Source organism: Prochlorococcus sp. MIT 1300 (assembly GCF_034092375.1).
Lineage (GTDB): Bacteria > Cyanobacteriota > Cyanobacteriia > PCC-6307 > Cyanobiaceae > MIT-1300.
In genome coordinates this window covers 780,674-793,632 of sequence record NZ_CP139302.1, presented here as the reverse complement: position 1 = coordinate 793,632, position 12,959 = coordinate 780,674, and the positions used below count along the sequence as shown (strand labels likewise).

Sequence of the window (12,959 nt, the reverse complement as noted above, 5' to 3'; positions counted from 1 at the left end):
AAGGCCTGTAGGTTTGACATTTAACACACCGGTAAGACCTTGGCGGATTCATAAAAGAGTATTACCTCAGCACACAGATTATGCTGGAGTTATGTGGCATGGAGCCTATGTGCAATGGTTAGAGGAGGCCAGAGTAGAGGCACTAAAAGCAGCAGGTTGTAGGTATAGCGAATTTGAAGAGAGAAGATTGGAAATGCCAGTAGTAGGTTTAGAGATTAAGTACTTTAAAACTCTCTTTCATGGAGAAGAAGTTGTCATAGATAGTTGGGCTATGTCTAGAAAAGGGATTCGATGGCCTTGGATATCTAAGGTTTACAGGAGTAATGGAGACTTAATTATTGAAGCAAAAGTGGACTTGGTTTTAGTTAGACTCTCTGATACTAAAAGGAATCTACTGCGGGAAACACCAGAAGATTTACTAGCTGTATTTAGTTCTCTCCATCAGGGACCTATTGATGATTAGGATGCTTTGCCTTAATTTAATTTTGAAGTTTGAATTGAATGGGGAGACCATTGTCTTTTAAGGACTACTCTTCATTATTAAACTCTAATTATTATGTCTCAGAAACTCCAAGCAAAAGAACTTTTGAATTGGAGAAAGAGTCAATTGGCCTTAGGTGGAAGAGCAGATGATATTGATTGGCTGTTGGATTTAGGCGGAGGTTTGTCTTGGGGTGCGCTTCAAAAGCTTCATATTTGCCGAGATGGACCAGTAGTGCTTAGCAAATCACTTGATGAACTTTCGAGCTTTTGGAGAAGACATATTTATGAACATATTCCATTGCAGCATTTGATTGGCCGTTGCCCTTGGCGGGATATAGAACTTGAAATTAGTCCTGCTGCTTTAATTCCTAGACAGGAAACCGAGATTTTGGTTGACTTGGCATTATCAAGAGTTAAAGGCCATCAACCAGGAGTTTGGGCTGATTTAGGCACGGGTTCTGGTGCTTTAGCAATTGCTCTTACGAAGGAGTTGCCAGACTGGAATGGGCATGCTGTGGATTGCAGCGGTGATGCGCTTCATTTGGCTTCCAAGAATTTCAACGCTTTGGTCCCAGGTTGTCCTTGCCAGCTTCATTCTGGTATTTGGTGGGGGCCTTTAAAACAATGGTGGGGGAAATTGAATTTGGTTTTGAGTAATCCCCCATATATCCCAAGCCATGTTTTTGAAGAACTTCATCCTGTTGTAAGAGACCATGAGCCAGAGGTGGCATTGATAGGTGGAGAGGATGGGCTCTCTAGTCTTCGGGAGATAATTATTGGGTCGGTAGATGCCTTGGCTCCAGGCGGCTGGTTGCTTCTTGAGCACCATCATGATCAAAGTGATGCAGTTCTTGGCATGATGAGAGACATAGGTCTTAAGGAAATCTCCTATGAATTGGACTTGCAGGGGGTAAGACGTTTCGCTTTAGGGAGACTTACACAAAAAAGATTAAATTGAAGAATGGATAACTTTGAGTCCTTGGTTGTTCAGTCGAATGCATTGATATTAAAAATGCAGAAAGGATCATTAGGGATAATCCCCACTGATACCTTGCCTGCACTTGCTGCTTTGCCAGAGTTTGCAGCAAAGATATGGAAAGTTAAATGTAGATCCCATGAGAAACCCTTAATACTTATGGGTGCTGAATCTGATCAGTTGCTTGATCTGGTTTCGCCGTCATGTAAAGCCGCTGCAGCGGTTATGGCAAATCGATATTGGCCAGGAGAATTAACACTTGTTCTTCCCGCCGCAGGCCCTTTAGTAGCTTCTTTAAATAAAACAAACCAAACAATTGGATTGCGTATACCAAATTGCCAAATTGCAAGAGAATTTCTAAAAGAAGTTGGCCCACTGGCAACAACCAGTGTAAACATCACAGGTAATACTCCCGCTCGAACTGTTAAGGAGGCTTTTTCTATCTTTCCTGAACTGCCTATTTTAGGCCCGCTGCCATGGCCTAAATTTTCTGAACAGCCAAGTACAGTTTTGCTATGGGAGCCTTCTAATACATGGAAAATTTTGAGGCAAGGCTCTATTACTCCTGAGAATTAAAGAGTAGAAAAAAGCTTGACTGGGTAAGCTTTAAGAGCAAACCAAAAAAATATTTTTGTACTTGCCTCTATCTAATGGTTTCGTACTATCTACAAGCTAGCAACTTGCCAAATATCTTGTTATTGCTTTATTATGTATTGTTTAGATTTAGGTGTTTTAGTTTTCGCCTTCAAGTTCCCTTTCGTACTACCTTTTTCTCAGAATGATTTGGCTTCTAGGTATTATTCTTTTACTCCAGGCTAGTTTTGATTGGTTACTAAAGCCGTTCATTATTTTTTTGACACCTATTGTTGAACTAAATAGCTTTGAATTAATAGCTTTGTTTCTAGGGGCTTGGATTATTGCGGGTAGGAAATAGATTTCAGATCACATAATAAAAATAACCCGATTAGGTACATAGGCTAATTAAATTTTATGAATCGGTGTTTTTAGTATTGTTTGTCGATTTCATGCAATGCCGGCTAACGGATTTGAACCGATGGCCTTCGCTTTACAAAAGCGCTGCTCTACCACTGAGCTAAGCCGGCTATAGAAACATTTTAGCGAGTCGCTCGCGCTTGTTGATTGGATTTATTCTAATCCTTATCAATAGGTACAAGCCTTTAAAGCTTTCTAATCGACTGGGGAAATGTTTTCGTGACTGAGTTTGATTTTTAATCTGGTCTGGCGAAGGTCAATAATGAAAAAGAGTTTTTAGTCGTCAACTATTGCTTGCGGTGTCGATGGCTGTTGGGAGAGGTCGTTTTATGGGAAGGTTTGCTACAAGAGCAGTCATTCTGTCTTCGGTTTCCAAGCTAACAGCACCTTCTTCAATATCGATTTCTACATATTTTGCGACCACTTCTAATATTTCGCGTCTCATTACATCTAATAATTCTGGACTTAGATCGCATCTGTCGTGCGCAAGAACTAATTGAAGGCGTTCTCTGGCAGTACTGGCACTAGCAGGCTGGCGTCCAAGTAGTTTTGTGATGATGTCTCGAAGTGTCATTGGCTTTTAGAAAATCTTGGTTTGCATTAGGCGGCGAAACTTATTGCCAAGGCCTTTGCCCTCCTTGGCGGGATCAATTAGTGGAATGTCTTTCCCTGTAAGACGGCTTGCTACGTTTTCATAGCAACGTGCAGCCGGTGAATTGCTTCCTACCAGTGTTAAAGGCTCGCCTCGATTGGTACTGACAATTACTTGTTCATCTTCCAAGACAAGGCCAAGTAATGGGAGAGCAAGAATATCTGTGACATCATCTACTGAAAGCATCTCTTGGCTGGCAATCATTTTTGGCCTGACTCTATTAAGGACAAGTTGAACAGGCTTGATTCCATAGGTATTTAGCAAGCCGATTACTCGATCAGCATCTCTTACTGCCGAAACTTCTGGTGTAGTTATGACTATTGATTCTTCGGCAGCAGCGGCTGCATTCTTAAATCCATCTTCAACTCCTGCTGGACAGTCGATAAGGACATAATCAAATTGATCTTTGAGCATTGTGACGACACGCTTCATGTCATCAGGCTTTAGCCACTCAAGCATCCTTGGATTCCCTGCAGGGAGTAAGGCTAGGTTTGGCTCCCTTTTGTGTTTCACCAAGGCTTGCTCCAGTCGGCAGCTCTCTTCAAGGACCTCTTGCGCCGTGTAAACAATTCTGTTTTCTAGGCCCAAAAGTAAATCGAGGTTCCTCAAGCCAAAATCAGCGTCCAAGACAACCGTCTTTGATCCTTGTTTGGCTAAAGCAATTCCCAGGTTGGCTGTAAGGGTTGTCTTGCCGACTCCTCCCTTCCCTGAGCAAATAAGAATGATTCTGGTATTAGGCGACACGGGCCATTTAAGAGTGGAGAAAGCTTAATGGGCCTTGGCGATACTCACATGAGATGGCGACTAACGTTTGCATTCGATCATTTTGATGGTCCCCCTATCTTGTCGCTCCAGCTGGTTTAATCAAGATTTGGCCTGATTGCAGATAAGCTTCTTCTGCTAGTCCAGGCTCAGGTTTTTCTGCCGGACCTCTTGCAATCGCATTAGAAATCCTCAATTGAAGAGGACGTAGCTGTAAAGCAACAATTTTGGCAAAATCGTTTCCTCCTTTGCCGGCATGCGCAGTCCCTAATAAACGACCCCATATCAACACATTGCCTTTTGCTGTAATTGTGGCTCCTGGGTTTACATCTCCAAGGACAAGAACATCTCCTTCGCTTTCCAAATGCTCTCCTGATCGGAGTGTGCCTTCATGGAACATTGTATTAGTAGATGAATTAAAGTTTTCAGTTTCGTTTTTAAGTGACTCAAAGGTGTCTTGCTTGGTTGAAAGATTGAGTTGTGTTTGATGGCCTAGGGCAGCAGCTGAAACTAGCGTCTCGAGATGATGAGATTTGATTAAAGTAATCTTTAAATTAGCATTTTCAGCTGCAGAACTTATGTAGGAAAGTTCTTTGCATCCTAGGGGTAAATCCATGCAATTCAATTCAACAAGGCCTTCTTGTAGTTCGCTTAACTTGCTTTTAAGTGCTTCTTTCCAGTTGACACTTTGAGAGGCAGATAGGGTCAAAAAATGGGGTTGAATGCTTTCTCTTGCCATCTTCCCTTCGTTTTTAGCTATTATAAGTTAACGGCTTTTCCTAAAGTCAGTTAGTTTTTTTATGAGTTCATTGTTGATTTCTTTAGGGTGAATCAGCCAAGATGTGCCTGCTGGATTGCTAAGACTTTCTATTAAAGGTGAGGCTTGCTCAATAGCACTTAGTTGCTCCCCATCCCATAAGCGCAAGCCTCCTATGTATGGGTGATATCCATGCAGACTTTGATGCCTTAACCCGCAGCATTGATCTGGATTTAGACTTTTCTCTTCGGACAATTTTCTTGCTAAAGCAAGGGCTTCTAATTGTTCAGTATTGCTTAGGTTGCCAATAGATAATGCCTTTAAAAGGTTTCGTGTTAGGAACCTTTTGCAGAGCTCACTTAAGGCGGCTTGAGTTTCGTCCTCTTGCCACCGTATCAAGTGATAGCCCATGCGAATATCATCATTTCCGAGAAATAGATTTAGATCGAGATTGTCTTGGTTCCATAACCATTTTGCCATAATTTTATCAGTCCAAACTTTGCCAGGTCCCAAAATTCGAGCCATTTGGATTATCTGAACTAGTAGCCAATTGCATACTTCATTCAGTCTATGGTTATAAACACTTCGATACATCAAATTGCGAATTACCAAATAGTGTTCAACTGCCATAAGCCCCTTTGGATGAATGGCTAAGTCTCCATCAGGAGCAATGGTTAAAGCAGAAAGTATTCGATCTAAATCAAGTAACCCATATCTAGTGCCTGTGCTGTGACTGTCTCTTAAAAGATAGTCCAATCGATCACAATCAAGCTGGCTGCTTACTAGTGCTTTTATTGCTTTAGAAGATGTCTTGAGATTACCTTCAAGCAAGCTTGCTACCGATTCAGCGGTGCCGATTTCAAAATCTTCTAAAGCTTGTTTAACTTCAGGATGCTTGCGCACCAGTTCAGCAGACCACTTCTCATGATTTAGGCCAAACATTTCTTCGCCTGTATGACTCAGTGGGCCATGCCCAAGATCGTGAAGTAATGCTGCTCCGTATAGAACACCGCGCTGTTTGGTTAGTGCTGCATCAAATTGAATTAATTTGTTTATTGCTCTTCGAGAAAGGTGGAACACTCCTAGTGAATGTGTGAATCTGCTTGACTCAGCTCCGTGGAATGTAAGGAAAGCAGGCCCAAGCTGTCTTAGCCGACGCAGTCGTTGAAATGGTTGAGTGTCTATTAACTTCATCACCATTGCTTCTGCGGGGTCTCTGCTATCGAGACTGATTCCGCCATGAAGTGGGTCTTGATATGTCCGCAGGCTCATCGATTAGCTTGCGGGTTGATGACGGATTGTTGAAAGCTTGATTGAGAGGGTCGTGGGTCAATTTCGAGTGTTGCGGCCTCAGAGGCTTCCAACATTTCCAGCTCTTTGTTTCTATCAATATCCAAATTGGCTCCCATAAACAGTTCAGCATCTTGTAGCCAGCGATCTTCTGAACTGCCGGGATTTAGTGGTTCAGGTTTGTCTAATATTCGATCTGGCTTAAGCCCATTCCCCTGAATATCTGTGCCATTAGGTGTTAAGTAAGCTGAAACGGTTACGGCAAGGCCGCTGCCATCGCTAAGGGTTGTTAAAGATTGAATTAACCCTTTCCCAAAAGTGCGATCTCCTAATAGTTGAGACCTTCCATTGTCTTTGAGAGCTCCAGCGAGTATTTCGCTTGCACTTGCTGTTCCTTGGTTAACAAGAGTTACCATCGGACCTTCATAGAGAATTTCAGAACTTGATGGGATTGGATCATTAATCCCATCTCTATTTTTAGTTATAACTATTGGTTTATTTTTTAAGAAAACATCTGCAACAGCTAATCCAGAGCTAACAAGTCCTCCGGAATTATTGCGAAGATCAAGTACTAGTCCTTCAATCTCTTTTTCTGAAAGTTCTTGTAGAGCTTCATTAACTTGCTCAGGCACACCTTCACTAAATTGTGTTATTCGCAGGTAGCCAAGGGTGTGGGATTCATTCCTTAGCCGCCTTGTCCTAACGGGGCGCAAGTCAACCTCCCTTCTTTCAAGAATTATTTCTTCACTTTCACCATCGGGTGACTGCAATTTAATTAATACCTGTGAACCTGTCTCTCCTCTAAGTCTTGAAGCAGTTGCTTCTAGGCCAAGCTTTTTGGGCGATTCTCCATTGACACTTAGCAAGACAGTTCCACTGATAATCCCCGCGTCTGCTGCAGGAGAACCCTCCAGGGGAGCAATAACAACAATTTCTCCATCTTCAGGCCTTGCTCCCAGCTGGAGGCCAACCCCGTTTATTTCACTGCCAAGATTGCTCGCCTTCATGGCGGTGTAATCAGTTGGCCTTAACAATCTTGTATAAGGATCTCCTATCGGTAGCAACATAGCTTCAATAGCTGCATAGGCCTGATCACTTGTTTCTATGGGCTTTTCCAACGCTTTTTGTCGAAGTTTGCGCCATTGAATCTCATCAAATTTTTTCGGTTCTAGATAACCCTCATTAACCAGGCTCCAACTATCAAGAACCAACTGCTGGCCATCGTTTAGGGCAATTGCTGTTGGTGCATTCAGGAAAATGCATATACAGAGGCTTGTCAGCGCAATAAGCATGCGCCGCAGGGCTTTTGACCAGGAATTGACACTCAGCGACATTGGTTTGATCCTTGCTGGAGACCCTTGATGACGTTCAGTAGACTCTTTCTATAAAAACAAGCCCAGATCTGCATGGCGAACTCCTCACCTGTCTACGACTGGTTCCAGGAACGTCTTGAAATTCAGGACATAGCTGACGACGTCACCTCAAAATACGTCCCCCCGCACGTCAATATCTTTTATTGCTTGGGTGGCATAACACTTGTGTGTTTTCTTATTCAATTCGCGACAGGGTTCGCGATGACCTTTTATTACAAACCAACTGTTGCTGAGGCTTATAGCTCTGTGAGCTATTTGATGACTGATGTCAGTTTCGGTTGGCTTATTAGGTCAGTGCATAGATGGAGCGCGTCAATGATGGTGCTCATGCTCATCTTGCATGTTTTTAGGGTTTATTTAACAGGCGGCTTTAAGCGACCAAGAGAACTGACATGGGTTACTGGCGTAACAATGGCAGTTATTACTGTTTCCTTTGGTGTTACAGGTTATTCCTTGCCATGGGACCAGGTTGGCTATTGGGCAGTCAAAATCGTTTCTGGAGTTCCAGCGGCGATACCAGTTGTCGGGGATTTTATGGTTGAGTTGCTTCGTGGTGGAGAGAGTGTTGGTCAGCCAACTCTGACTCGCTTTTATAGCCTTCACACTTTTGTTTTGCCTTGGCTGCTTGCAGTCTTCATGCTTATGCATTTCTTGATGATCCGTAAGCAAGGCATTTCGGGGCCTTTGTAAAATCCTCCCAAATTTTGATTAGGGTTTAAAACCTGATCTTTTTTCTCTTTCAATTCGTTCTTTTAGCCTGGAAGCTCTACTTATGCATATTCTTAAGAAACCTGATTTGGCTGACCCCAAGCTTAGGGAAAAGCTTGCCAAAGGCATGGGTCACAATTACTACGGTGAGCCTGCATGGCCCAATGATCTGCTCTACATCTTTCCAGTAGTAATTCTTGGGACAATTGCTTGTGTTGTAGGTCTAGCTGTTTTGGATCCAGCGATGCTTGGTGACAAGGCAGACCCGTTCGCTACACCACTGGAAATTTTGCCTGAGTGGTATCTCTATCCAGTTTTTCAAATCCTTCGAGTTGTCCCTAACAAACTACTTGGCATTACTTTGCAAACCTTGGTGCCTCTAGGGTTGATGCTTATTCCTTTTATTGAAAGCTTTAATAAATTCCAAAATCCTTTCCGAAGGCCAGTAGCAATGGGGTTCTTTCTTTTTGGAACTGTTTTTACTATCTATTTGGGTATAGGTGCTTGTTTACCTATAGATAAGTCATTAACACTTGGCCTATTTTAATAGGGTTTTAATTGAATAGCTTCTATAAAAAAGCCGGTTTATTAAACCGGCTTTTTTTTGTATTTTTTCTCTGGTAAAAGCTCTTCAAGATCCAGCATTTCTACATCTTCAGGCGCTACACGTAGAAAGTGATGCATCAAAAGGAAGCCGACAATTGTCCAGGTCTGATAGGTCCTTGATTGCTGTCCCACCCAAGTACCTGTAGGGCCATCAAAGTACTCTGCCCACTTTTGCCTTGGTAATTGATTTAGTTGACTCCAATAACACTCTTCAAGAAGTGCACGCATTTGCCCCATGAGCAGTACGTCAGCATCTGGATAACGTCTTTCATGTAAAAGGATTGATGCTCCAAAAAACCAAAGCAGGCTGGGCCAATGTCCGCCATTGTGATAGCTCCAGGGCCAGTTTTTTGGGTCAGAACCGGTTTTGTTCTCCCACTCAGCACCATCCATTGGTGGATGGCAGATTCGCATAGGCATTTGTGCCATTAGATGATGACGATTGTGGAGTACTAAGCGAAATAGGGCTCTTTGTTGGGGAGCCGTAAGTACCCCAAACATGCAAGCTAGGGAGTTCCCAAGGCTGTAAAAACGGAAATCTGGTCGTCCAGTCCTAATGTTCCCGATTAAATAGCCTCCGCGGTTTTCTAACCAGTCTTGAAGCCAGGAAGGTACAACTTGGGGTTGAACATTGAATTCGTTTTGGTGTTGGTCTTCTCCGTATTGCTCAGTGGGTCTTCGCCGGAGAACCTGCATTGTCTTGCTAGTTACCCAGTAATGCTTTAGGAGAAATTGCCTTAGGTCATGTACCCACTGCCTAGTTAGAACAAGACGTTGGTCTAATAGACGACTGACTTGATTTTTTCTGCTTAACTCCATCAATTCAATACAACTTCTTAAACAGGCGTGGAGTAAAACTTCGACTTCTAGTGGTGCGCCCCAAACGTCCATGGGGCGATCAATCATGAATGAGCAATCAGGGACAAAAAGTACAGGGGTACCTTCAAAAGTTGGATGAAGTACAAGATCTAAAAGCAGTTGGACACCTCTTTGGACTCTTTGGCTAGTCCCAAAACTTTCGTCACCACTGCGCCTCACATAGAGCCAGCACAAGACTGGCCACCAGAGGCTTGCATCAGCAGATGTAATCCTTCCTATAGAGCGTTGCCCATAATCTGCAATGAGTTCTCCTTCCTCTTCTACAAAGCTCGTTGGGAAAACTCCTCTTGTTTGATATGTCGTGCTTTGAAGATCAAGACAGACACTTAGAAAATGTCTGACAACGTCATAACGCTTTTTGGCCAACATGTAGATCATGACTGGCACGTTGTCTCTTAGAAAGATCTCGCCGTAGTTCAAAGCCTCGTCTTTTGCTGGGTGCTCTAACGCAGCGATGCTTCCAGCAACTTGGCCAGCCACTTCGACGAGACTACGTTCGAAATGTTCGGATGCTCGCTTAATTACCTGTTCTTCATTGGAGTTTGGACGGACTCTCTGATGCTTTTGACTAAAGCGTCCTGCCATGTTGCTCCTAAGACCTATGGCTAAACGCTAGTTCTGTCTTTGATTTTTCACAGTGAAAGCAAGTCTTGAGATGCTTGTATTTTTTCTTTGTTGCATCTTTGGAGGTTAATGGTTTAAGTTATTTGGATGTGCAACGGGCTGAGCCTGGTGCGCATCCCCCGGGTCAAACAAGGCGCGAGCCTTTAATGCACTGTGGGTGCTTGCAAGACTGGTAGGACAAAACCACCGGTGTTGTAAGTTTTATAAGCAGTCGAAAGGCTGTGACCCTGAAGCTCCTTGTTAAGGAGTGAAGGGTATGAACCTGGACAACTGAAAAGTTTAGGAACTGACGCTTTTGTCGCGTTCAAAAGGCTTGACGCCTGCTTGGTGTTTAGCTCTTTTGGATAGGTATGCGATGAGAGTGTGAGGTCCCGTCAAAAGAAATTAAGTTGCAGACTCCTGTTACTGCATGTTCACAGACTTTCACGGGTCAGTGTTTATGTAAAAGGTGTGACAGGTTTATGCAACGACCGGATCTGAGATCTCGGAAAGACACACGGAAGAGATTCTGATAGTGCACTCTTTGAACCCTTCTGTCAGAAGAAGGAGGCATCAACTGCATATCCGTACGCCAGTGCTGATATGTGGGTGAAGCAAATCAAGCTGAGCCGTTTCTTTATATAAAGGATCGACAAAAGGGTTTGATCTACTACGGAGAGTTTGATCCTGGCTCAGGATGAACGCTGGCGGCGTGCTTAACACATGCAAGTCGAACGAACCTTCGGGTTAGTGGCGGACGGGTGAGTAACGCGTGGGAATCTGCCCTCAGGAGGGGGATAACGGCTGGAAACGGCCGCTAATACCCCATATGCCGAGAGGTGAAATGAATTTCGCCTGAGGATGAGCCCGCGTCTGATTAGCTTGTTGGTGAGGTAATGGCTCACCAAGGCTTCGATCAGTAGCTGGTCTGAGAGGATGATCAGCCACACTGGGACTGAGACACGGCCCAGACTCCTACGGGAGGCAGCAGTGGGGAATTTTCCGCAATGGGCGAAAGCCTGACGGAGCAACGCCGCGTGAGGGATGAAGGCCTCTGGGCTGTAAACCTCTTTTCTCAAGGAAGAAGATCTGACGGTACTTGAGGAATAAGCCACGGCTAATTCCGTGCCAGCAGCCGCGGTAATACGGGAGTGGCAAGCGTTATCCGGAATTATTGGGCGTAAAGCGTCCGCAGGCGGCCTTTCAAGTCTGCTGTTAAAGCGTGGAGCTTAACTCCATCAAGGCAGTGGAAACTGTTGGGCTTGAGTGTGGTAGGGGCAGAGGGAATTCCCGGTGTAGCGGTGAAATGCGTAGATATCGGGAAGAACACCAGTGGCGAAGGCGCTCTGCTGGGCCATAACTGACGCTCATGGACGAAAGCCAGGGGAGCGAAAGGGATTAGATACCCCTGTAGTCCTGGCCGTAAACGATGAACACTAGGTGTCGGGGGAATCGACCCCCTCGGTGTCGTAGCCAACGCGTTAAGTGTTCCGCCTGGGGAGTACGCACGCAAGTGTGAAACTCAAAGGAATTGACGGGGGCCCGCACAAGCGGTGGAGTATGTGGTTTAATTCGATGCAACGCGAAGAACCTTACCAGGGTTTGACATCCTGCGAACCTCTAAGAAATTGGAGGGTGCCTTCGGGAACGCAGTGACAGGTGGTGCATGGCTGTCGTCAGCTCGTGTCGTGAGATGTTGGGTTAAGTCCCGCAACGAGCGCAACCCACGTCTTTAGTTGCCAGCATTCAGTTGGGCACTCTAGAGAGACCGCCGGTGATAAACCGGAGGAAGGTGTGGATGACGTCAAGTCATCATGCCCCTTACATCCTGGGCTACACACGTACTACAATGCTACGGACAAAGGGCAGCAAACTCGCGAGGGCAAGCAAATCCCATAAACCGTGGCTCAGTTCAGATCGTAGGCTGCAACTCGCCTACGTGAAGGAGGAATCGCTAGTAATCGCAGGTCAGCATACTGCGGTGAATACGTTCCCGGGCCTTGTACACACCGCCCGTCACACCATGGAAGTTGGCCACGCCCGAAGTCGTTACTCCAACCCTTGTGGAGGAGGACGCCGAAGGTGGGGCTGATGACTGGGGTGAAGTCGTAACAAGGTAGCCGTACCGGAAGGTGCGGCTGGATCACCTCCTAACAGGGAGACAACAATCGATCATGATGTCTGAGTTTATTTATCCTTAGACCATGGTCCTGTCACCTTAGGTCGATCGGTACCTCAGATTGATTGCCATTTGATCAACATTTGGCTTTTGATTTCAGTTCCTAAACTTGTCTAGGTCACACCCCGCAAGGGTTTTCTCCTGGGCCATTAGCTCAGGTGGTTAGAGCGCACCCCTGATAAGGGTGAGGTCCCTGGTTCAAGTCCAGGATGGCCCATTCGGTGTTGGGGGTATAGCTCAGTTGGTAGAGCGCCTGCTTTGCAAGCAGGATGTCAGCGGTTCGAGTCCGCTTACCTCCACTGATCACCTCCTACAACGACCCAATAGAGATCACTCAAATTGATGTGACTTAGTTTTGTCCTCTGAATGAACCTAGCTTCCTATCCTTTTCACCTTTATTAAAGAAGAAAATGACAGGACGCTGGGCTCACTGAATCTCTAAAGAGTTTCAGAGAACTTCAGCAGAACCTTGACAACTGCATAGATAAGTCTGGAAAAGATAAAGCATCTCATGGATGCACTTCTCTTTAACGGAGAGTGTTAATTCTTGAGCAAGAGCTAAGAATCTATAGTGTTCTTTTGATGTGAGCAATTCCTCTATATCAAGAGTTTGATTAGATATTTAAGTCTTTTCTAAATTTCTATATCTCAGGGAAACTTGAGATAAGTTTTTAGAAAGAATTTAAATATCTAAGAAA

At 44.6% G+C, this 12,959-nt stretch carries 11 protein-coding genes, 3 tRNA genes and 1 rRNA gene; 8 read left to right on the top strand and 7 right to left on the bottom strand.

Annotated elements, in window-relative coordinates; genetic code table 11:
* Positions 1-13 precede the first annotated feature (13 nt).
* The 3 genes from SOI83_RS04220 (at position 14) to SOI83_RS04210 (ending at position 2,035) form a co-directional block, all read left to right on the top strand.
* Positions 14-463, top strand: coding sequence for an acyl-CoA thioesterase (locus tag SOI83_RS04220; protein WP_320677398.1), 450 nt, complete (start codon positions 14-16; stop codon positions 461-463).
* Between the two features lie 93 nt (positions 464-556).
* The gene (gene prmC, locus SOI83_RS04215; RefSeq protein ID WP_320677396.1) at positions 557-1,441 is read left to right on the top strand and encodes a peptide chain release factor N(5)-glutamine methyltransferase; all 885 of its coding nucleotides are present in this window, start codon (positions 557-559) and stop codon (positions 1,439-1,441) included.
* 3 nt (positions 1,442-1,444) lie between these two features.
* Positions 1,445-2,035, top strand: a complete 591-nt coding sequence (locus tag SOI83_RS04210) for an L-threonylcarbamoyladenylate synthase (protein WP_320677395.1) — start codon at positions 1,445-1,447, stop codon at positions 2,033-2,035.
* Positions 2,036-2,490: 455 nt separating this feature from the next.
* Here the strand turns inward: SOI83_RS04210 and SOI83_RS04205 are convergent.
* The 6 genes from SOI83_RS04205 to ctpZ form a co-directional block, all read right to left on the bottom strand.
* A tRNA-Thr gene (locus SOI83_RS04205) sits at positions 2,491-2,562 on the bottom strand.
* A 173-nt stretch (positions 2,563-2,735) separates the two neighbouring features.
* Positions 2,736-3,026 (bottom strand): cell division topological specificity factor MinE, encoded by a 291-nt coding sequence (gene minE / locus SOI83_RS04200; RefSeq protein WP_320677394.1) that lies wholly within the window; start codon positions 3,024-3,026, stop codon positions 2,736-2,738.
* Between the two features lie 6 nt (positions 3,027-3,032).
* Positions 3,033-3,848, bottom strand: a complete 816-nt coding sequence (gene minD / locus SOI83_RS04195) for a septum site-determining protein MinD (protein ID WP_320677393.1) — start codon at positions 3,846-3,848, stop codon at positions 3,033-3,035.
* Between the two features lie 94 nt (positions 3,849-3,942).
* Complete coding sequence (gene minC, locus SOI83_RS04190; protein ID WP_320677392.1) at positions 3,943-4,575, bottom strand: septum site-determining protein MinC; 633 nt, start codon at positions 4,573-4,575, stop codon at positions 3,943-3,945.
* Between the two features lie 57 nt (positions 4,576-4,632).
* Entirely contained in the window at positions 4,633-5,895 is a 1,263-nt protein-coding gene (locus SOI83_RS04185; protein WP_320677391.1) for an HD domain-containing protein, read from the bottom strand.
* Positions 5,892-7,247: a carboxyl-terminal processing protease CtpZ gene (gene ctpZ / locus SOI83_RS04180; RefSeq protein WP_320677390.1), complete on the bottom strand. Its 1,356-nt coding sequence runs from the start codon at positions 7,245-7,247 to the stop codon at positions 5,892-5,894. Before ctpZ ends, SOI83_RS04185 begins: the two co-directional genes overlap by 4 nt.
* A gap of 72 nt (positions 7,248-7,319) precedes the next feature.
* On the opposite strand from ctpZ, the gene petB reads away from it, so the two are divergent.
* On the top strand, positions 7,320-7,976 hold the full coding sequence (gene petB, locus SOI83_RS04175; protein ID WP_320677389.1) for a cytochrome b6: 657 nt from the start codon (positions 7,320-7,322) through the stop codon (positions 7,974-7,976).
* An 82-nt stretch (positions 7,977-8,058) separates the two neighbouring features.
* Positions 8,059-8,541: a cytochrome b6-f complex subunit IV gene (gene petD / locus SOI83_RS04170; RefSeq protein ID WP_320677388.1), complete on the top strand. Its 483-nt coding sequence runs from the start codon at positions 8,059-8,061 to the stop codon at positions 8,539-8,541.
* A gap of 41 nt (positions 8,542-8,582) precedes the next feature.
* Here petD and SOI83_RS04165 read toward each other — a convergent pair whose 3' ends face one another.
* On the bottom strand, positions 8,583-10,064 hold the full coding sequence (locus SOI83_RS04165) for a glycoside hydrolase 100 family protein (protein ID WP_320677387.1): 1,482 nt from the start codon (positions 10,062-10,064) through the stop codon (positions 8,583-8,585).
* 687 nt (positions 10,065-10,751) lie between these two features.
* On the opposite strand from SOI83_RS04165, the gene SOI83_RS04160 reads away from it, so the two are divergent.
* The 3 genes from SOI83_RS04160 (at position 10,752) to SOI83_RS04150 (ending at position 12,560) form a co-directional block, all read left to right on the top strand.
* Positions 10,752-12,236 (top strand): 16S ribosomal RNA (locus tag SOI83_RS04160).
* A gap of 168 nt (positions 12,237-12,404) precedes the next feature.
* Positions 12,405-12,478 (top strand) — tRNA-Ile (locus SOI83_RS04155).
* A gap of 9 nt (positions 12,479-12,487) precedes the next feature.
* A tRNA-Ala gene (locus SOI83_RS04150) sits at positions 12,488-12,560 on the top strand.
* The last annotated feature ends 399 nt before the right edge of the window (positions 12,561-12,959 follow it).